The sequence below is a fragment of the Acinetobacter sp. ANC 5414 genome, from assembly GCF_013004295.1.
GTDB lineage: Bacteria > Pseudomonadota > Gammaproteobacteria > Pseudomonadales > Moraxellaceae > Acinetobacter.
This window is the reverse complement of sequence record NZ_JABERM010000012.1, coordinates 94,651-114,598: the sequence shown is the minus strand read 5'-3', so window position 1 is coordinate 114,598 and position 19,948 is coordinate 94,651. Positions and strand designations below refer to the sequence as shown.

The following is a 19,948-nucleotide window of genomic DNA, read 5'->3' as shown; positions in this document are numbered from 1 at the left end:
ATTACTTCTTAGACGCTTCGATAAGTTCGATGAAATGATCGAACAAAGGGGCACAGTCATGTGGACCAGGACTCGCTTCAGGGTGACCCTGGAAGCTGAATGCTGGTTTATCCGTGCGATGCATACCTTGAAGGGTTTGATCGAACAATGAGATGTGCGTCGCTTTCAGGTTTGCAGGTAAGGTATCAATGTCCACTGCAAAGCCATGATTCTGAGAAGTAATCATCACTGTACCATCTTCAAGATTTTGTACAGGATGGTTTGCACCGTGGTGACCGTGAGGCATTTTCACAGTTTTAGCACCAGAAGCAAGCGCAAGGATTTGGTGACCTAAGCAGATACCAAATACAGGAATTTCAGTTGTTTCAACAATTGTTTTTACAGCTTCAATTGCATAATCACATGCAGCTGGATCGCCAGGACCGTTCGACAAGAACACACCGTCCGGATTTAATGCAAGAACTTTTTCTGCAGGCGTTTGAGCTGGAACTACAGTTAGTTTGCATCCGCGATCAGTCAGCATACGTAAGATGTTGGTTTTGACACCGTAATCATATGCAACAACATGGAATTTAAGTTCAGGTTGAGAGAAGCCTTGACCAAGTGTCCAAGAACCTTCAGTCCATTCAAAACCTTCTGGGTCACAGCATTCTTTCGCCAGGTCTAAACCGTTCAGACCGCCAAAGGCACGTGCTTTTTCTAAAGCTTCTTCTTCTGTAATATTGTCACCCGCTAGGACGCAACCATTTTGCGCACCTTTCGCACGTAAAATTCGTGTCAATTTACGTGTATCGATATCGGCAATCGCAACAACATTATGTTGTTGAAGGTATTCACCCAAAGATTGATTCGCACGGAAATTGCTATGCAATAAAGGAAGGTCACGGATAATTAAACCGTTGGCCCATACTTTATGAATTCGACCTGACTCAGCGTCTTCATCATTACAACCTGTATTACCAATATGCGGGTAAGTCAAAGTCACAAGTTGCTGTGCATAACTTGGGTCAGTCAAAATTTCTTGATAGCCAGTCATTGCTGTATTAAAAACGACTTCACCAGTCGTACTACCCGATGCACCGATAGACGTACCTTTAAAGATCGTTCCATCTGCGAGGGCTAAAATGGCGGGAGTGCTCAAACCAAAGCTCCTGAAATTTAGGCTGTAAAAAAGCGAGAAGACGAAAAAAAAGGAAGGCTATTTTTTTAACCTACCCTCCCTATGTCTGCTCGCTTGAACTTAACACGGCATTATACGGAGGAAGTAGTTTGAAGTCCATTCTATTTATGCCGAATATGTAAGATAAATACCTTGTGTTTTGAACGAAAGTCTGTTTTTGAGACAGTGTATGTAAAATGTAAGCAAATGATAATTGTCAGACAAATCAAAACTTAAATTTTATCGAATCGACTAGTCTGTATCTCTCATGTAATAACTCTAGGAACAAGGCCATGACGACAGAACAAAAACAAGTGAAAGCTAAACCTGCCTTAAAAGAGGTGGTTGTTGAGGGTGTGGAAAAGTTGGAACAAGCATCTAAAGAGGCACAGCAGAAAGTAACAGAAGCGGTGACTGAATCGGCTGAAAATGTTAAGGTTGAAGCGAAAGAACTGCAGACAAATGTACAAGATCAAGTGCAAAATCTGAAACAGGATATTCTTCAGCGCATTGACATCATTAAAAAACAACTCAATTTTTCACAAAAAGACTTAAGTGAATTGAAGGAGTTTGTGAAATCTGAATTCAATGCTGTGATTGATGATTTATCAAAATTAGGTAAAGAGTTGAAAGACGATGTCAGTCAAATTTCTGTTAAGCATAAAGATCATTTAACTGAAACCTTCAAACGTTCAAAAGAACATACTTTAGACGTCTGGAAAAAAGTGTCAGAGAAAGCTGAGGAAAAACCAACAGTAAAAAGCTGATTTATTATTCAAGGCGTAACTGCCAGACTAGGGGGTAGGAAATATGCCATATTTCCTCAATCTAAGTATTGAGAGCATAAAAAAGTGAGGTCGTATGCCTCACTTTTTTATTTGTCGAATATCAGTGCTACGTTTTAGAACTGATGTAGCCAGTCACGTTTGTTGTGAAAGTCTGCATTAGGACTGCTGTGTTGCATCGCATAGTATTGATGACCTTGCGAGGTTTTAAGTACAGCACTTAAACCTAAGAACATATTCGACCATTGTAATTTGTGCTTTAACATAAACTCGGTCAAATCCAGGCTCACATTCAAACCGTAATGTGTGCGTTTTAATTGATTGAGTTCAATGTCATTCGCAGCTTGCGGAGGCATATCTTCAGGATAACGATATTCCTCAAATTGATAGACTTGCCAAGCTTGTGAAGGGGAGAGGTTGATTTCTCGATAAAAATCTTCACCGTGAACGCCAATAAAAATTTCATAACAGGTATTTTCCCATAAGAAATCTTGACGTGGATTACCTTGTATCAAGTCAGGCCATTGCATGAGTTGATTTGGATCACGTAACCAATAGCCCACATTTAAACCATATGAGCCTTGTTGTTCAATCGCGCCTACTAAGGAGATAGATTGAAAGCGACGATCAAAAGCGTTAAGTTCGTAACTGGCCATACAGCTTAGTTAGACAAATGTGCGTGGCGTACAAGGTTCGAAAGTTTTGGATTTTGTTTTGCAGCTTTTTTATAAAGCAGCACAATTTTACCAATCGTTTGTACAATTTCAGCGCCAGTCACTTGAGCAATTTCGTTAATTGCCGCAACACGTGCTTCGCGATCTTCACCGGCAATTTTAACTTTAATCAGTTCATGATCATTTAAAGCACGGTTTGTTTCTTCGATGACATTTTCAGTCAAACCTTGACCGCCAAGCATAACCACCGGGTTAAGTGCATGTCCGATTTGACGCAAACGCTTGCGTTCCTGAATTGATAAAGCCGCCATAAAGATAACCTAATTTTAAAAACGGCTTAGTATAGCAAATGTCGGGTTTAAACGCTTTATATTCTGTTGAAAAAATCAATTTCGATTATTGAAAAAAACATACCAAAGATCGGATTTAGATACAGATGTATACTGCAAGGTCTGTGTTTTTCACGTACAATCATGAATTAGAAGTTTTTTATTATTTAGAGAGTTATGGCGACACGCATTACCAACCAAAAGTTATCGAAAAGCAGTCGAGATTGGATGCGCGAGCACCTAGACGATCCGTTTGTGAAAAAAGCACAGAAGGAAGGCTATCGTGCGCGTGCTGCTTATAAGCTTCTTGAAATGCAAGAAAAATATAAAATTATTAAGCCAGGCATGACCGTGGTCGATCTGGGTGCTGCCCCAGGAAGCTGGTCGCAAATTGCCGGGAAATTGGTCGGCGATAAAGGTTTGCTGATTGCTTCAGATATCTTGGAGATGGATGCATTACCTGATGTCACCTTTTTGCAAGGTGACTTTCGAGAAGAAGAAGTTTTCGAAAAATTGTTAAATCTTTTAAACGGACGGACCGTAGACGTTGTAATTTCAGATATGGCCCCCAATACATCAGGTAATAAGGCTGTAGATCAACCGCGTCAAATTTACTTGTGTGAGCTTGCTTTAGATTTCGCCAACAAAGTTTTAGGACCGAAAGGGCAGTTTGTGGTCAAGGTTTTCCAGGGCACAGGATTTGATGAATTCCGTAAACAAGTCGTAGATAGCTTTGATGTATTAAAGACAGCAAAACCTGCTGCTTCACGTGCCCGTTCTAAAGAAGTATTTTTGATCGGACAAGGGCGCAAGAAGGCTTCTAAATAAAGTTTACTTGCCAAGACGTTAAAAATTGTGCATTTTGTACATTTTTAAAATATTGCAAAGCTGATCTTCAGCTTAAATTAAGGTCACCCGTTTTGGGCATGATCAAATTAGATTGATATGGGAATAAAGCTTTGAGCGATCTCTTCAAGAATGCCGTATTGTGGCTGGTTATACTTGGTGTGCTGATTCTGATTTTCAGCAACATCAGTGACCGCAATCAACCGACTGCAATGAATTATTCAGAGTTTGTTTCAGCGGTCAATGCTGGTCAAATTAAGCAAGTCACAATTGATGGTGAAAGAATTCGTGGTGAAAAAACAAACGGCTCAGAGTTTGAGAGTATTCGTCCTGCGATTCAAGACCCAGAACTTATGCCAAGTCTCATTAAACATGGTGTTGTCGTAGAGGGTACTGCTCCTCAACGTCAAGGCTTGTTGATGCAACTTCTTATCGCCAGCTTCCCTGTACTTTTAATCATTTTGTTATTCATGTTCTTTATGCGAAACATGGGTGGTGGTGCAGGTGGCAAAAGCGGCCCAATGAGTTTTGGTAAGTCAAAAGCAAAAATGCTTTCTGAAGACCAAATTAAAGTTACTTTTGCTGATGTTGCGGGCTGTGATGAAGCTAAACAAGAAGTTGTGGAAATTGTCGATTTCCTGAAAGATCCAACCAAATTTAAACGTCTCGGTGCAAGTATTCCTCGTGGTGTGCTAATGGTTGGTCCTCCAGGTACCGGTAAAACTTTACTTGCAAAAGCCATTGCGGGTGAAGCAAAAGTTCCATTTTTCAGTATTTCTGGTTCTGACTTTGTTGAAATGTTCGTGGGTGTGGGTGCGTCTCGTGTCCGTGACATGTTTGAACAAGCAAAACGTCACGCCCCATGTATCATCTTTATTGATGAGATTGATGCTGTTGGTCGTCATCGTGGTTCAGGTACTGGTGGTGGTCATGATGAACGTGAACAAACACTAAACCAGATGCTTGTAGAAATGGATGGTTTTGAAGGTAACGAAGGTATTATTGTTATCGCTGCAACCAACCGTGCAGATGTACTGGATAAAGCTTTACTTCGTCCGGGTCGTTTTGACCGTCAAGTGATGGTTGGCTTGCCAGACATTAAAGGTCGTGAACAAATTCTGAATGTTCACATGAAGAAATTGCCTTCAGTCACAGGTGTAGACGTAAAAGTTCTTGCACGTGGTACGCCTGGCTTTTCAGGTGCGCAATTGGCGAATCTTGTAAATGAAGCGGCATTATTTGCAGCGCGTCGTAACAAGAACACAGTCGATATGCATGATTTTGAAGATGCAAAAGATAAATTGTACATGGGGCCTGAACGTAAATCGATGGTGCTTCGTGATGAAGAACGTCGAGCTACGGCTTACCATGAAGCCGGTCATGCGATTGTTGCTGAAAGTTTGCCGGGTACAGACCCTGTGCACAAAGTAACGATTATGCCGCGTGGTTGGGCTTTGGGTGTCACTTGGCAGTTACCTGAATTTGATCAGACCAGCCATTACAAAGACAAAATGTTGAATGAACTTTCAATTTTGTTTGGTGGTCGTATTGCTGAGGAAGTATTCATTAATCAAATGTCTACAGGCGCATCAAACGACTTTGAACGTGCAACGAAAATGGCACGTGCAATGGTGACCAAATATGGTATGTCTGAAAAAATGGGCGTGATGGTCTATGAAGAAGATGCACAGCAATCTTTCATGGGCAGTATTGGTAGTCGCAGTATTTCTGAAACTACGCAACTAGAAGTGGATCGTGAAATTCGTCGAATTCTAGATGAGCAATATAAAATCGCACGTGATATTTTGGAAAGTAAAAAAGATGTTGCTCATGCGATGGTTAAAGCATTGATGGAATGGGAAACGATTGATCGTGATCAAATCCGTGACATCATGGAAGGTCGTGAACCTCAACCACCTAAGGTGTATATTGCTGATAATCCAGTAATTGATGTAACACCAACTGATGGTCCAGCAACACCACCACCATTACCTGCAAACTAATCGTTTAGGTTCGGTATAAAAAAGAGTCTCAATTGAGGCTCTTTTTTATGCTTAAAAGTTTAGAGTTTGAAAATATTTTAGTAAGAGTAAAAGCAACTCTTGATACACTATGGGTTAGATATTAAGGAGAGTTGTTATGCGGTTGATGCCATTACCAAAACGAGTATTACAATGTGGACGACTCAGTCTGGATTTATCTCAACCGCATGTTATGGGGATCTTGAATGTCACTCCAGACTCTTTTAGTGATGGCGGAAAGCATAATGCAAAAGATCAAGCCATAGCCTATGCACTGCAAATGATGGCTGATGGAGCGACTGTTATTGATGTAGGTGGTGAATCCACACGTCCAGGGGCATCTGCGGTAGAAGTGGATGAAGAGATACGTCGTGTAGTGCCTGTGGTAGAAGAATTATCTAAGCATGATGTCATTATCTCGATTGATACTTCACAACCAGAAGTAATGAAAGCTGCGGTAAAAGCTGGAGCCCATATCTGGAATGATGTCCGTGCATTAACACGTCCCCAGGCCCTTGAAACTGCAGTTGAACTGAATATTCCCGTGATTATTATGCATATGCGTGGCGAACCCACGACCATGAATAATTTAGATCAATATAATGATGTAGCGACGGATGTGATTGAAGAGCTACAGCAGCGTGTCGATGATGCTTTAAGAGCAGGGGTGAAACCTGAAAATATCATGATTGATCCCGGTTTTGGTTTTGCTAAAAATGCACAGCAAAATTTAAAATTATTAAATGAATTTTATAAATTAAATGATATGGGTTATCCCATTTTATCTGCACTTTCCCGGAAGCGTTTTATTGGCGAAGCACTGGGTGGAGCTGATGCACAAAATCGTGCTATAGGCTCGGTAGCAGCGCATTTGATGAGTATTCAGCAGGGTGCTTCTATGGTACGTGCACACGATGTCAAAGCGATGTCGGATGCAATTAAAGTTTTCAATGCAATGAATAATCTAGGTGTATAAATAAGAAAAAGCTCGATAAGGTATCGAGCTTTTTGCTTTAAGATGTAATTATTTTCCTTTATTCTCAAGCGAAGAATGGTGAACAACGATTCGTAATTTACCTGCGTTATCTTTTACAAATTTCCAGCTTTTATCTACAGTCGTCACTTCACCATTTTTATTGGTGAAATGAACTTTGCCTAAAGTAGTCGCGCTGTTACCCGTTATATTTATAGCTGCATTATCGATTTCGCAATTTTGCCACCCACCGAGTGCAAACCCTTTGTCATTAGGAAAATTTGGATTTCCTCCCACGAAATAAGATAAAGCGCCTTCTTTTGTGGTTCTGAATGTTTGTGGATTGGTTGTTAATGTTGGTTTAAATAAAACAGGCCCATTCTGATAAAAATATGCAGTATCAATCACCTTGCTTGCGAGATCATTTGCTGCTTGTTTTCCAGTTTTATCGTAGGTTGAACTGATATCAAGTAATGATTTACACCAAGCTTGCTGTGCCGCTATTACTTCGGGTTCAGAAATAGTATGTTTTTGAGTATCTTGCGTTGATGTGGTAGAGCATGCTGTTAATGTTATTCCAAGAAATGTAACTAAAATGGCTTTCATAACATTTCCCTATAAAAATTATGTTTTTATTTTATAAAGTAAGTTTTATTTAAATTATAGTAATGCTATCGAATGTATCGAAAATTCAACCAAACCCCTACATTAATTTAAAAAGTTTAAATAAATTAGTGGTTTATTTTGTTTTGTGAGGGTGAATTTAATTATTCTTATTATCTTTTACTATGCCCTAACTACAGAAAGTAAGAGCGAGTATGAAAATAATCCATTTTAGGTTTAGCTAGGGTAGGTTAATATTTTAGAAAAGCGATGAGTGATGCAATTGAAGTGTAGTATGCAATGAGCCAAGCTTAATGGTATGCAAGAAGTCTAAATAAAAGAGAGTGGGGGTAAAAATCCCCTCGCTTTTTTGTGGTTTGGTTTGGTAATTTTGTTGCTTTGTGTTATACAGGCTCGCTTTAATGTGTATCTTTTTTGAGTTTTGTATGTTTGAAGATTTACTTCTCCCGATGTTTGATGATGAATATTATCCCGATATTCTGGTGGCTGAAGTCAAGCAGACCATTAAACAGTTTGCGAAGAAAATAGCAAAGTCTGATTTGTCTGAAGTGGAAATTTATCGTTTTGCTGCCGAAACAGTGGTTTTAATTAATAAGATGAAACCCCAGTTTGAGGATCTTGATTCATCATTAGATGATACTGCAGCGGATTATATTGCTGAAGCTATGATGATGGTGGTGCAAGATCACGGTTATATGGATATTGAAATGGAAGAATTGGTATCCAATAGAGAGTGGTAAGTTACTCTCTATCGGTTAGCTTGATATTCTAAGATTTATTTAAATCAGACAACAGTTTGGAAAGATGGCAGCTTTCTTTGAGATGGAGCTCAGAGATTCCATCCACTTTTAAGTAGCGTTGTTCATTTTTAAAGTAAGCGCTGGCTCTTAAGTTAAGCCAAAAATTTGGTTCTTGTTGCAGGAGTGTACGAATCCGTTTTTCATCTTGTGCATGATTAAACTCAAGTAGGTACGGATCTTTGCCTAAAGTGCAGTGATGTAAAATCAGCTGATCTTTATCTAGGATAATCGTTCCAGAAAATAAAGAATAAATGACCTGAGTTGGTGCTTTAACTTCTGGCTCTGCTGCATAAGAAAAGGATGAGATGAGCAATATAAACAGGCTGCAATACAGCATGTGTTGTAAGTTATTTGTGTTCATTTTTATTATTTCTTTTTATTGGTTTGATTGTATTTTAATAATTTAGGCATAAAAAAACCAGCTTATCGCTGGGTCTTTTATTGCACCATTTTAAGAAGTATTAAAATGGTGCCCGAGGCCAGACTCGAACTGGCACGCTTTGTGGGCGGGGGATTTTAAATCCCCTGTGTCTACCGATTTCACCACTCGGGCATGTGCGCAATAATAGAGGACGAAATAAAACTTGGCAAGTATCTTTCGGTGTGTTTGCTTTCTTTTCAATCAATTCATGTATTTATGACTATAAAATAATTCATTTTTACAAGTTTTCGAGATCATTATTATTTTTTCTATTGATTGAGGGGATGTAAAAATAATCATTTTCTAAATGAAATCTAGAGGAGGGAACACAGCTTTTGATATTTACATCAAGCTATCTAAATAGGTTTCAACATCAACATGTTTATGAGTTTTACACAATTCATTTTCATAACGAATAAGCTGAATATGGAGCTCGATAAACTTTTTTTCTTGTTGTTGAAGGGCATGACGTGCCTTTGAATTTTTTGCACTCAATAAAATTTTAAATTTAATTTTTAAAATTTGTTTATATGACCAAAAGCAAATGCGACGTGTTTCTTGCAGATAAAAATATTGCTCATTTTGAGTGCCTTCACGGAACATATTTTCCTTATAAAAGCGTACAAAACCAAAACTTAAGGCAAAGAAAAACAGAATGACTTCTAAAAAAGTACTTTCAATATAAGCAATATTAATGGTTTGAAGCACAATCAGCACAGCGAGTTTAATCGGGGTGTGACGCAGGTGTTGATACAGGGAGGTTGAACTATGTTTGATTTGCTTGATGACGAGTGGAGTGTAGAGCATAAACAGCAACATGATGGCTAAAACAGCAATGCCATGCGAGCGAAAAGTATCAAATTGGGGGAATTGAATCGAAATAAAATGACCCAAACTCATCGAAAGTGATACAAAAATCATCGCTGCAAGAACCCACGGAATCAGTTCTTTAAGTTCATCTAAAATGCCCTTGGTTTTAATCATGCTATAAAACAAATAATTTCTTTTAAACGCTGACGGGTGTTGCTCCCGCATTTGTTTTAAAAAAAGGGCGGTTTGTTTATTGCTGATCATAAGAATTAAAGGGGGCATAAAAAGTAAATGTAATATAAATGATTTAACAGAATATGACAGAGGAAAAGTAAGGTCATCTTTTAGTTATTTAAGTCGAGTTCAGCTTTTTAGATAGATCTATTGCTGTGTACTCACAAAATTATAAATTTTTTAGTCGCTAAAGATATTTCAGTGTTGCTATATCAATAGCGCTATTTATAAGTATTGTTTTTCGATCAGTAGTTAATGAAGAATGTGCTGAAGCAGATTTTATTCCTGTATTACCTGTATTAAATGATGAATTATGCGAAAATAGACCTTTATTATTTTTGTCCAAGGACAGTTCATGACTGATCAATCTCCTGAATCTTTAAGCGATATCGAAATTTTAGACATTTTACAGTCCATGAAAGACGATGTGCTGAATACTGAAGCGAAAGAGATTATCCGTAATGGTGGTAAAGCTGGTCGTCAAGAAGCACATAAACAGGCAATTGTTGCTTTGCATGACGCTTTTGAAAAAAACTTTGTTGAAGCAGTGACTTTGGCATTGGGATTAAATGCCGGACAAGCCAAAAAAATTAAATATAAAAAAGATCGTATCCGTATTTTAAAAGTACGTGGTATTGATTACATGGCGATTGATGGCGCTGAAACAGCCCAAGTTTTATCACAGATTGCGCAAGCAATTCTGCGTGAAGATGCAATTGTAACGCATGATCTACACAATATTTTCCCATTCTGGAAAGAAGGCTGGCCTATGGTTCAGTTTGATAATGCATACAATATTTTAGAAGAAGATATTGGTATTCACTATGCTCTCGTGATCGAAAACTTGATTGAAAACTTTAAATAGCCTTCATTCAAATTAAAAAAAGCACCAGTGGAATGGTGCTTTTTTTATGTTCCCTTTGATTTTTTACTGATAAAGCCAAGCCAGTAATAGACTGATTGGCCAAATAAAAAGTCTCCACCATGTAATGAGTGGATTTCAGAGAAACTCCCCCATACGCAGGGTTGAATCATAACTTTTCCGATCACGTTCATAGCTATGAGGCGTAATCCACCAAGCGAAAATCAGCAGTGCAATCGCAATGAAGATGATCAGTGGTTGTTGTTGTTTTGCAAAAAAAAATAGTAAATCATATAAATGCCAGAATAAAAACTTAAGCAGGCGAGTAATGCTGACAAGGAAATATTCATTATCATTATCCAGTTTTATTATTTTTAGTAGTGATCATATATTCAATAAAAAAGAAAAAAGCAGATTACTCTGCTTGTTCCTGACTATCATTTTCTGCTGGTCTTTCGAGTAGGCGTGTCACCAGTAATTGGTCAATTTTAAAATGATCGACATCCACCACTTCAAACTTATAAGCACCAAATATCACTGCATCTGCAGGACGTGGAATCTTACGCAGTTTGTACATCATAAAACCAGCGATGGTTTCATAGTTTTCATCATCCGGCATTTCATCAATTTCAAGCGCATGCTTGATGTCTTCAATCGGCGTGCTGCCATCAATCAGCCATGAATTATTATCACGTTTAATGATTTGCTGATCGGCTTCAATCGTCGTCACCCAGTCGCCCATCACGGTAATCATAATGTCGGAGAGGGTAATCACACCTACCACTAGTGCATATTCGTTAATGACAACCGCGAATTTTTCCTTGGTTGAACGGAAGCGATCTAGCAATTCAGAAAGCGTTAGCGTATCTGGAATGGTCAGTACACTACGAATGGTATTTTCATTCAGTTGCAGTAAAGACTGGTTATTCAGAATACGGACTAAAATATCCTTGGCATCAATATAGCCAATCACATCATCAATATTTTCACTACAAACCAAAAACTTGGAATAAGGATATTCTGCGAGTTTCTGGCGAATGCTGGCTTCAGACTCTTTTAAAGTGAAGAACACCACGTTTTCACGTGTGGTCATGCTTGAAGGGACATTACGTTCTTCAAGTTCAAATACATTTTCAATGAAATGATGTTCCTGCTTTTGTAGTACACCGGCTTGTGCACCCGCATCCATCACTGCAGAAATATCGGCAAAGGTAATATTATCATCACGGATGGTGTTGATTTTAAACAAACGGAACAGCAAATTTGCGATGGCATTAATCACCCAAGCGAGTGGCTTGCAAATTTTGATAAAAACTTGAATTGGGTTAATAACAGAAACCGCAATTTTTTCTGGTGCAATCATGGCCATGCGTTTTGGCATTAAATCTGCAAAAAGAATAAACAGCGAGGTAACTAAGCTAAAGGAGAGAATAAAGCCAATGTTTTCAGTCCATGGACCTTGATAAATGCGATTCACAAAATTTACGATATAGGGGCGAAATGCCGCTTCACCCAAGATACCACCGAGAATGGCAACCGCGTTTAAGCCAATTTGCGAAGCCGCAAAGAAATCAGCAGATTGTTCTTGTAAGTCTAAAACTTTTTGAGCGCGTTCATCGCCCGATTCTGCAAGGATTTTAAGTTTAACCTTACGGGCACCGGCAAGGGCAATCTCGGTTAAAGAGAGAAAGCCGGCTCCGGCAATCAGTATCACGATGATGAGGATATTCTGGAAAAGGCTCACGAATCCACCTGTAGATCATCATTATTATGGAATATTTTTAACACAAAAGAACTGAAGGTAGTAAGTAAATTACTACCTTGATGAGCACAGTATAATCTTAAAAAAGAATAATTTAAGAATTTTTACGATTAATAGTGAGAAAATTGTGAGTTATTGCTTAAAAATTCGCGATTTTCTTCTTCAATCATTTGGCGGGCTACATACAGAATAAGCTGGCGTAACCAACGGTGTGCAGGATGATGATGCAACAACGGACACCACGCCATTTTGAGTTCAAATTCAGGAATATAAAATGGTGGGTCTTTGATCAGCAGGTTTGGATTGTTCGATTGCAGTCTTGCAATACGGCTTGGCAGCGTTGCAATCAAATCAACATTGGATGCCAAAAGTGCCGGCATTTGATAATGACGGGTAAAGACCGAAATTTTACGTTTTTGACCAATACGTTCTAAAGCTTGATCAATCCAGCCCAGACCTGCCTGTTTATCAGGATTGACACCAAAGCCAACGCCCATACCGGTTTTAGACACCCAGATATGTTGTGCATCTAAATAGCTTTTAAGATTTAAGTTGGCGCTGGCAGGGTGTTTGTTGTTCAGCAAACAAGAAAAACTGTCACGCCAAACCAAGACCTGGTGGAAACTTTGTGGAATTTCATTGAATCGGTTAATGGCTAAATCGACTTTACCTTGTTCCATGTCACGGTAAGACACGTCACTTGGGGTTAAAAAGTCGAGAACGACATTCGGCGCTTCTGAACGCAATGCTTTAACCAAACGAGGAACTAAAGTCGCTTCGGCATAGTCAGAGGTCATAATGCGGAAAACACGATTCGAGGTATAAGGACGGAATTCTGTACGAGGTTCTAAAATCATCGACAGATCAGAAAGCGCATCACGAATACGAGGTTGTAATTCTAAAGCACGTTCTGTAGGTGTCATGCCTTCAGAAGAACGGATTAAAAGCGGATCATTAAATAAATTACGTAGACGACGTAAAATATTACTCATAGCGGGTTGGGTAACACCCAATTGTTCTGCTGCGCGGGTAACATTTTTTTCACGTAAAAGAACATCAAGGTAAATTAATAGATTGAGATCGACCCGCTCCAGATTCATATAAAAAATACCAACAATAAAACCATGAAATTATATTGATTATGCCATAAGCAGTAAGGCTTGTGTAGGAAATATGATGAAAAAAAAGCCGGCCTAAAAGTGGTTTTGTTACGATATTGACTATTCTTATTGGGTGTGAATTCTCTGTGATTATCAATTGAGTTTTAAACAGATTGAAATATGAATTTGATGATTTGCCTATCTTCAATACTGTAGTTTGAAGCTTGAATTGCAGCTCATCCAATTGCACCATATAGACGGGTTTTAATTGTATTGAATTCCCTTAAATAGAATGGTTTTTTTAGAGGAAGAGTTGTATTTCATAAATCTATACTGAAAAAGAAGATGGTTTTTTTTTGCAGCTAAGGATTGGAATGCAGAAAAAGGTAAACGCACTTTGTTTGGTGAAATAAAATGCAATTACATTTTTAAGATAATGACGATAAAATAAGAAAAAAGAGATAAAAACGAAAAGACGAGTCTTTTTTATTAAACCCTATACTTAGGTCTAATGAAGAATAAAACAGCATTTTGATTATTTGTTATACAAAAAAAGACTTTTTATATTTTTAATATAATTTTATAAATTAATAACTTATAAAATTTAGCGACAATTATAATTAGACTTTAATCTACATATTTTTTAAATAAATACTGAAGATTCTTGCAGACTATTGGATTAATTTTTTTAGTCAAACTAAGCTGTGTCCATTGCAACGAAGCGCTCTAAATCTGAACAAATTAATATCTTGCAGATTTAGTCCTTTGATTGATGAAGTCCTAAAATTATATACAGGAAAATATCATGACTACATACCAAACAGCGATTGACGCAATCCGCGAATTAAAAGCAAAATTCGGCAACACTTGGCGCGATATCAGCCCAGAAGATGCTGCGCGTATGCAAATGCAAAACCAATTCAAAACTGGTTTAGACATTGCTAAATATACTGCTGCTATTATGCGTCGTGATATGGCTGAATATGATGCTGATTCTAGCAAATACACTCAATCTTTGGGTTGCTGGCACGGTTTCATCGCACAACAAAAAATGATTGCGAACAAAAAATACTTCGGTACAACTGACAAACGCTACATCTACTTATCTGGTTGGATGGTTGCTGCTCTTCGTTCAGAATTCGGTCCACTTCCTGACCAATCTATGCACGAAAAAACTTCAGTACCTGCTTTGATCGAAGAAATCTACACTTTCCTTCGTCAAGCTGACGCAAAAGAATTAAACGACTTGTTCCGTGCGCTTAAAAAAGCAAACGAAGCGGGTGATACTGCTAAAGCGGCTGAAATCACTGCTCAAATCGACGGTTTCCAAACTCACATCGTTCCAATTATTGCGGACATCGATGCTGGTTTCGGTAACGAAGAAGCGACTTACTTACTTGCTAAGAAAATGATCGAAGCGGGTGCATGTGCACTACAAATCGAAAACCAAGTTTCTGATGCGAAACAATGTGGTCACCAAGCGGGTAAAGTAACCGTTCCACACGAAGACTTCATCGCTAAGATCCACGCACTTCGCTATGCATTCTTGGAAATGGGTCTTGATGACGGTATCATCGTTGCGCGTACTGACTCTGAAGGCGCTGACTTGACTCAAAAAATCCCAGTGGTTAAAGAGCCAGGCGACATCGCTTCTCAGTACATCAGCTACTTAGAAACTTCTGAAATTGATATTTCTGAAGCGCAAGAAGATGAAATCCTAATCAAACGTAACGGTAAATTACACCGTCCTAAACGTTTACCTTCTGGTCTTTACCAGTTCCGTGCTGACACTCAAATTGATCGTGTTGTACTTGACTGTGTATCTAGCCTTCAAAACGGTGCTGACTTACTTTGGATCGAAACTGCGACTCCAAACGTTGACGAAATCGCTCACATGGTTAACCGTGTGAAAGAAGTTGTTCCAAATGCTAAGCTTGTTTACAACAACAGCCCATCATTCAACTGGACTTTAAACTTCCGTCAACAAACTTATGACCGTTATGTTGCTGAAGGTAAAGACGTTTCTGCTTATGACCGTGCTAAATTAATGAGCGCTGAGTATGACGAAACTGAATTGGCTGCTGATGCTGATGAAAAAGTTCGTACATTCCAAGCAGATGCTTCTCGTGAAGCGGGTGTGTTCCATCACTTGATCACACTTCCGACTTACCACACAGCTGCTCTTTCTACTCATGAGCTTGCTAAAGGTTACTTCGGTGATGAAGGTATGCTTGCTTATGTTGCTGGCGTACAACGTAAAGAAATCCGCGGTACAATCGCATGTGTTAAACACCAAGCAATGGCTGGTTCTGACATCGGTGATGACCACAAAGAAATCTTCGCTGGTGACAATGCGCTTAAAGCTGGTGATGACGCTAAAAACACAATGAACCAATTCGGTGGTTAATCCTCCCGAGTGATTCAACAAAAACCCTGCGAAAGCAGGGTTTTTTTATGGCTGATCAAAACGGAATATAAAAAAGGGAACATATTTTTATGTTCCCTTTTTTCATTTTATGTAGCGAATTGCATCGCAATGAACTATCTCTTTATTTTAATGACTGAAGAAAGATAAAGCTTAGGGCACTAAAATAATCAGCCATGTAAAGAAAATAATCGCCAGTGCAACAAATTGCGCAGCACTGCCCATATCTTTGGCATTTTTTGAAAGTTCATGTTTTTCCAAAGAAATACGGTCTACGACAGCTTCAACCGCTGAATTAAATAATTCAACAATCAGTGCCAATAAACACACTGCAATCATCACAGCTTGTTCTACGCGCGATATATTCAGGAAAAAAGTACTTGGAATCAGAATTAAATTTATGAATACAATTTGACGAAATGCAGCTTCATTGATAAATGCAGTTTTAAAACCTGAAATAGAATAATGGGTTGCATTAATCACACGCTTAAAACCGGTTTTGCCTTTGTATGGAGAGGGTTGATTCATGGCTTAATTTTTTTGCTAAATTTCAGGAAAGATAGATCATAAGGCTTAAATATGGCTTAATTCTAAAAAACTTGAAAGTTGTATTTTTATATTACAAAAAAATTTGCTGAATTTTAGTTAAATAAAATTGCCCTATTCAAAGCCCAGTCTTTTCTTTTTAATGAAATGACTTTGTAAAATAATCTATTCACAGTCTAATGGTAAAGATGCGGGATGAAGCATACGCTTAGCAACTGATTAAGCGGTGTGTCTCCATAGCTTCTTCTTATTTAGGGAGAAAAATAAGATTTCATATCCATAATCTTGTGTTTTTAACTTTTAGTTACTGTATAGCTGCTTTAATTTGCTATTTTAGAACCAGTTTTTATTGCCTAGTTCCACTTACTTATACTGCGATTAAATCATATGCTGTCGAAATATTTTATTCAACGACCTATTTTTGCCGGTGTATTGGCCATTATTGTTATGGCACTGGGACTTTTTGCAGTCATTAATTTACCGGTAGAGCGTTATCCAGATATTGCTCCACCTAGAATTGCGATTAGCGCCACTTATTCGGGGGCGGATGCCGAGACCGTTGAAGAAAGTGTCACCCAGATTTTAGAACAGCAAATTAAAGGTTTAGACCACTTGCTTTACTTTAGTTCTAGCAGTGACTCTACTGGCCGTAGCCGGATTAATATCAGCTTTGAAAATGGCACCAACCCGGATACTGCACAAGTTCAAGTACAAAATGCCATCAATAGCGTCGTGAGCCGATTACCTGAAGATGTACAGCGCCAAGGGGTGAATGTATTCAAATCTCTGGGTGATACCCATATGGTGATTGGCTTATATGATGAAACCAGAAAAAGCAGCAACATTGAATTATCTGACTATTTGTTAAGTTATTTAGAGGCGGAAATTGCCCGTGTAGAGGGCGTAGGTGAAGTTGATGTATTTGGTTCACAGTTTGCCATGCGCATCTGGCTGGATCCAAATAAGCTTAAACAGTATAAGTTGATGCCCAGCGATATTCAGAAAGCTGTAGAAGCACAAAATACTCAGGTTGCAGCGGGTGGAGTAGGCGAATTGCCTGGACTGGAAGAACAATATTTAAATGCCAAAGTCACATCAGGAACACGTTTAAAAACGGTTGATGAATTTAACAATATTATTATCAAGTCTAGTCAAGCTGGGGAATATGTTTACTTAAGGGATGTTGCCCGTGTAGAAATTGGGGCGGAGAATTATCAATCCTATAATACGACCAATGGCTATCCATCAGCCGGTATGGCGGTTTCTCTTGCATCCGGTGCCAATGCCATTCAAACCTCAAAACTGATTAATGAAACGGTCGAGCATATTTCCAAAACACTGCCTAAAGGTTATAAGCTGGTCTATCCAAATGACAACACACCTTTCGTTCAGCAATCAATTCATGAGGTGGTAAAAACCTTGTTTGAAGCCATTTTGCTGGTGATTGTGGTGATGTTTATTTTCCTGCAAAACTGGCGCGCGACCCTTATTCCTGCGATTACTGTACCTGTGGTGATTCTGGGTACTATGGCAGTGTTATATGTGCTGGGTCTGAGTATCAATACCTTAACCCTGTTTGCCTTGGTGCTCGCGATAGGGTTGCTGGTGGATGATGCCATCGTGGTGGTTGAAAATGTTGAACGGCTGATGCATGAACAAAGCTTAGATGCCAAGCAGGCATCAATCCAGTCCATGCAGGAGATTAGTGGCGCATTGATCGGGATTACTCTGGTGCTGACTGCGGTATTTATTCCGATGGCATTTTTTGGTGGTTCAGCAGGTGTGATTTACCGTCAATTCTCCATAACTTTAGTTACGGCGATGACCATTTCCTTGGCTGTTGCTTTAATTCTGACTCCGGCATTGTGTGCATTGGTGTTAAAACCGATAGAAAAACCTTATGGCTGGGCAAACTGGTTTAACCATTTGCTGGATCAGGTGAAAGGTAAATATCTTAAACTGTCTTCTTTGACCATTCAAAACCGCCTGATTACTTTGGTCGTTGCTTTGGCTCTAGTCAGTGTTTTTGCCTTGTTTTACCGTGCATTGCCCACCAGTTATTTACCTAGTGAAGATCAGGGTTCACTGAGCCTGCAAGTGACTTTACAAGACAATGCACCGATGACCAAAACCATTGAAATGGGGGAAACGGTGCGTCGCTATTTTCTGGAAAATGAAAAAGACAATGTGGATTTGGTGATGCTGCGTTATGGTCGAAACCGTACCGGGACTGGGCAGCATCTGGCACAGGGTTTTATCAAGTTAAAACCCTGGGATCAACGTTCTGGCAAAGAAAATACCGCAGATGCAATTAAGGAGCGTGCGACCCAGTTTTTCCGTAAAAACCAGAATGCACGTATTACTGTTTCTATGCCACCAGTGGTCAATGGTCTGGGAGACACCAGTGGTTTAAACCTTTGGGTTCGCGATATTGATGGTCAAGGTCGCAAAGTTTTAACGCAAAAATTTAATCAGCTTAAAGAAGATTCGAAACAGTATTCATCATTTGAAAATCTGGATAAACGAACCGCACCTGAAAAAGCCAATCTTAAGGTGACGATTGATCAAAAAGCTGCGATGGCTTCCGGTTTAACTCCAACGGATATTAACAGTACCCTGTCTGCAGCTTTGGGGGGCAAGTATATTAATGATTTTATTGATCGCGGACGAATTAAAAGAGTCATTATGCAGAGTGATGCAGCTTATCGTGCCAAACCGGAAGATTTGCAATATTGGTCGGTCAGAAATAGCAATAATGAAATGGTGCCATTCACCAATTTTTCTCAAGTCAACTGGTCGGGTGCTCCAGAAATTGTGAACCGGTTTAATGGCTATACGGCTATCGAACTCGAAGCTGATAAAGCGTCTAATGCAAGTTCCGGGGAAGCAATGCGGGATATTGATCAGCTGGTCAGCAAAGTTTCCGGAATTGATTTAGCCTGGAGTGGTGTGTCTTTCGAAGAACAGAAATCAAGTAATCAGGCACTATTACTTTATTTGATTTCAATTGGCTTCATTTTCCTGTGTTTGGCTGCTTTATATGAAAGCTGGTCTATTCCTACTGCGGTATTGAGTGCTATTCCTTTGGGGGGTGGCGGCAATATTTTGTTCAGTTATTTTGCCGGCTTTCCCAACGATATCTATTTCCAGATTGCGTTACTGACCACCATTGGCTTGTCATGTAAAAATGCCATTTTAATCGTGGAGTTTGCATCACTTGCACAGACGCAAGGACGCAGTGTCATTGAAGCGGCTCTGGAAGGGGCAAGCCTGCGGTTACGCCCGATTCTCATGACTTCATTGGCTTTTGGCGCAGGTGTGATTCCATTGGTCTTTGCCTTTGGTGCGGGAGCGGTCAGTCGTCAAGAAATTGGAGTCAGTGTGCTAGGTGGGGTAATTTTTGCCACGATCTTGGTACTGATTTTTATTCCATTTATGTATGTCCTGATCCGAACTGTATTTAAGGGCAAAGCTCAACAGGAATCTTGAGTAATCACAATCACCTTAGAGGTATTTTCAGGAGGCCTGCCGAGTCATTAATTGATCGCTGCATTTTATGAGCTAAAAAATGTATGCA

General features: G+C 39.2%; 17 protein-coding genes and 1 tRNA gene. 8 read left to right on the top strand and 10 right to left on the bottom strand.

What is annotated here, in order from left to right; genetic code table 11:
- Position 1: 1 nt before the first annotated feature.
- Positions 2 to 1,141 carry a glutamine-hydrolyzing carbamoyl-phosphate synthase small subunit gene (carA, locus tag HLH18_RS08590; protein ID WP_171546492.1) on the bottom strand — a complete coding sequence of 380 codons (1,140 nt, stop codon included), beginning with the start codon at positions 1,139 to 1,141 and terminating at the stop codon, positions 2 to 4.
- Between the two features lie 311 nt (positions 1,142 to 1,452).
- On the opposite strand from carA, the gene HLH18_RS08585 reads away from it, so the two are divergent.
- A complete protein-coding gene (locus tag HLH18_RS08585; protein WP_171546491.1) occupies positions 1,453 to 1,926 on the top strand; it encodes a hypothetical protein in 474 nt (157 codons plus the stop codon).
- Positions 1,927 to 2,060: 134 nt separating this feature from the next.
- Here HLH18_RS08585 and HLH18_RS08580 read toward each other — a convergent pair whose 3' ends face one another.
- Both HLH18_RS08580 and yhbY read right to left on the bottom strand, forming a co-directional pair.
- Positions 2,061 to 2,600, bottom strand: a complete 540-nt coding sequence (locus HLH18_RS08580; RefSeq protein ID WP_131289914.1) for a DOMON-like domain-containing protein — start codon at positions 2,598 to 2,600, stop codon at positions 2,061 to 2,063.
- A gap of 5 nt (positions 2,601 to 2,605) precedes the next feature.
- Entirely contained in the window at positions 2,606 to 2,929 is a 324-nt protein-coding gene (gene yhbY, locus HLH18_RS08575; RefSeq protein ID WP_067724243.1) for a ribosome assembly RNA-binding protein YhbY, read from the bottom strand.
- A 195-nt stretch (positions 2,930 to 3,124) separates the two neighbouring features.
- Between yhbY and rlmE the strand changes: the two genes are divergently transcribed.
- The 3 genes from rlmE (at position 3,125) to folP (ending at position 6,790) form a co-directional block, all read left to right on the top strand.
- On the top strand, positions 3,125 to 3,775 hold the full coding sequence (rlmE, locus tag HLH18_RS08570; protein WP_131268099.1) for a 23S rRNA (uridine(2552)-2'-O)-methyltransferase RlmE: 651 nt from the start codon (positions 3,125 to 3,127) through the stop codon (positions 3,773 to 3,775).
- Between the two features lie 131 nt (positions 3,776 to 3,906).
- Positions 3,907 to 5,796, top strand: a complete 1,890-nt coding sequence (gene ftsH / locus HLH18_RS08565) for an ATP-dependent zinc metalloprotease FtsH (protein ID WP_171546490.1) — start codon at positions 3,907 to 3,909, stop codon at positions 5,794 to 5,796.
- 136 nt (positions 5,797 to 5,932) lie between these two features.
- Positions 5,933 to 6,790: a dihydropteroate synthase gene (gene folP / locus HLH18_RS08560; RefSeq protein ID WP_214647306.1), complete on the top strand. Its 858-nt coding sequence runs from the start codon at positions 5,933 to 5,935 to the stop codon at positions 6,788 to 6,790.
- A 48-nt stretch (positions 6,791 to 6,838) separates the two neighbouring features.
- Here the strand turns inward: folP and HLH18_RS08555 are convergent, their stop codons facing one another.
- A complete protein-coding gene (locus tag HLH18_RS08555) occupies positions 6,839 to 7,393 on the bottom strand; it encodes a metal-independent carbonic anhydrase family protein (protein WP_171546489.1) in 555 nt (184 codons plus the stop codon).
- Positions 7,394 to 7,836: 443 nt separating this feature from the next.
- On the opposite strand from HLH18_RS08555, the gene HLH18_RS08550 reads away from it, so the two are divergent.
- Positions 7,837 to 8,151 carry a DUF5713 family protein gene (locus HLH18_RS08550; protein ID WP_214647305.1) on the top strand — a complete coding sequence of 105 codons (315 nt, stop codon included), beginning with the start codon at positions 7,837 to 7,839 and terminating at the stop codon, positions 8,149 to 8,151.
- Positions 8,152 to 8,179: 28 nt separating this feature from the next.
- Here HLH18_RS08550 and HLH18_RS08545 read toward each other — a convergent pair whose 3' ends face one another.
- The 3 genes from HLH18_RS08545 to HLH18_RS08535 form a co-directional block, all read right to left on the bottom strand.
- The gene (locus tag HLH18_RS08545; protein ID WP_171546488.1) at positions 8,180 to 8,572 is read right to left on the bottom strand and encodes a hypothetical protein; all 393 of its coding nucleotides are present in this window, start codon (positions 8,570 to 8,572) and stop codon (positions 8,180 to 8,182) included.
- A 106-nt stretch (positions 8,573 to 8,678) separates the two neighbouring features.
- A tRNA-Leu gene (locus HLH18_RS08540) sits at positions 8,679 to 8,764 on the bottom strand.
- Positions 8,765 to 8,974: 210 nt separating this feature from the next.
- On the bottom strand, positions 8,975 to 9,706 hold the full coding sequence (locus tag HLH18_RS08535) for a hypothetical protein (protein WP_171546487.1): 732 nt from the start codon (positions 9,704 to 9,706) through the stop codon (positions 8,975 to 8,977).
- Positions 9,707 to 10,031: 325 nt separating this feature from the next.
- Here HLH18_RS08535 and HLH18_RS08530 point away from each other — a divergent pair, with 325 nt between their 5' ends.
- Complete coding sequence (locus HLH18_RS08530; protein WP_171546486.1) at positions 10,032 to 10,541, top strand: hypothetical protein; 510 nt, start codon at positions 10,032 to 10,034, stop codon at positions 10,539 to 10,541.
- A 412-nt stretch (positions 10,542 to 10,953) separates the two neighbouring features.
- Here the strand turns inward: HLH18_RS08530 and paeA are convergent, their stop codons facing one another.
- Together paeA and HLH18_RS08520 are read right to left on the bottom strand one after the other, a co-directional pair.
- Entirely contained in the window at positions 10,954 to 12,282 is a 1,329-nt protein-coding gene (paeA, locus tag HLH18_RS08525; protein WP_131289896.1) for a polyamine export protein PaeA, read from the bottom strand.
- 128 nt (positions 12,283 to 12,410) lie between these two features.
- On the bottom strand, positions 12,411 to 13,400 hold the full coding sequence (locus HLH18_RS08520; RefSeq protein WP_171528460.1) for a LysR family transcriptional regulator: 990 nt from the start codon (positions 13,398 to 13,400) through the stop codon (positions 12,411 to 12,413).
- A gap of 805 nt (positions 13,401 to 14,205) precedes the next feature.
- Between HLH18_RS08520 and HLH18_RS08515 the strand changes: the two genes are divergently transcribed.
- Positions 14,206 to 15,807 carry an isocitrate lyase gene (locus tag HLH18_RS08515; protein ID WP_171546485.1) on the top strand — a complete coding sequence of 534 codons (1,602 nt, stop codon included), beginning with the start codon at positions 14,206 to 14,208 and terminating at the stop codon, positions 15,805 to 15,807.
- Positions 15,808 to 15,978: 171 nt separating this feature from the next.
- Here the strand turns inward: HLH18_RS08515 and HLH18_RS08510 are convergent, their stop codons facing one another.
- Positions 15,979 to 16,353: a diacylglycerol kinase gene (locus tag HLH18_RS08510; protein ID WP_171546484.1), complete on the bottom strand. Its 375-nt coding sequence runs from the start codon at positions 16,351 to 16,353 to the stop codon at positions 15,979 to 15,981.
- 405 nt (positions 16,354 to 16,758) lie between these two features.
- On the opposite strand from HLH18_RS08510, the gene HLH18_RS08505 reads away from it, so the two are divergent.
- On the top strand, positions 16,759 to 19,860 hold the full coding sequence (locus HLH18_RS08505) for a multidrug efflux RND transporter permease subunit (RefSeq protein WP_171546483.1): 3,102 nt from the start codon (positions 16,759 to 16,761) through the stop codon (positions 19,858 to 19,860).
- Positions 19,861 to 19,948 lie beyond the last annotated feature (88 nt).

Excerpts from the sequence above, each read along its gene's own strand:
- HLH18_RS08585 (WP_171546491.1), top strand. The coding sequence starts at position 1,453 with ATGACGACAGAACAAAAACAAGTGAAAGCTAAACCTGCCTTAAAAGAG.
- HLH18_RS08580 (WP_131289914.1), bottom strand. The coding sequence starts at position 2,600 with ATGGCCAGTTACGAACTTAACGCTTTTGATCGTCGCTTTCAATCTATC.
- yhbY (WP_067724243.1), bottom strand. The coding sequence starts at position 2,929 with ATGGCGGCTTTATCAATTCAGGAACGCAAGCGTTTGCGTCAAATCGGA.
- rlmE (WP_131268099.1), top strand. The coding sequence starts at position 3,125 with ATGGCGACACGCATTACCAACCAAAAGTTATCGAAAAGCAGTCGAGAT.
- folP (WP_214647306.1), top strand. The coding sequence starts at position 5,933 with ATGCGGTTGATGCCATTACCAAAACGAGTATTACAATGTGGACGACTC.
- HLH18_RS08555 (WP_171546489.1), bottom strand. The coding sequence starts at position 7,393 with ATGAAAGCCATTTTAGTTACATTTCTTGGAATAACATTAACAGCATGC.
- HLH18_RS08550 (WP_214647305.1), top strand. The coding sequence starts at position 7,837 with ATGTTTGAAGATTTACTTCTCCCGATGTTTGATGATGAATATTATCCC.
- HLH18_RS08545 (WP_171546488.1), bottom strand. The coding sequence starts at position 8,572 with ATGAACACAAATAACTTACAACACATGCTGTATTGCAGCCTGTTTATA.
- HLH18_RS08535 (WP_171546487.1), bottom strand. The coding sequence starts at position 9,706 with ATGATCAGCAATAAACAAACCGCCCTTTTTTTAAAACAAATGCGGGAG.
- HLH18_RS08530 (WP_171546486.1), top strand. The coding sequence starts at position 10,032 with ATGACTGATCAATCTCCTGAATCTTTAAGCGATATCGAAATTTTAGAC.
- HLH18_RS08520 (WP_171528460.1), bottom strand. The coding sequence starts at position 13,400 with ATGAATCTGGAGCGGGTCGATCTCAATCTATTAATTTACCTTGATGTT.
- HLH18_RS08515 (WP_171546485.1), top strand. The coding sequence starts at position 14,206 with ATGACTACATACCAAACAGCGATTGACGCAATCCGCGAATTAAAAGCA.
- HLH18_RS08510 (WP_171546484.1), bottom strand. The coding sequence starts at position 16,353 with ATGAATCAACCCTCTCCATACAAAGGCAAAACCGGTTTTAAGCGTGTG.
- HLH18_RS08505 (WP_171546483.1), top strand. The coding sequence starts at position 16,759 with ATGCTGTCGAAATATTTTATTCAACGACCTATTTTTGCCGGTGTATTG.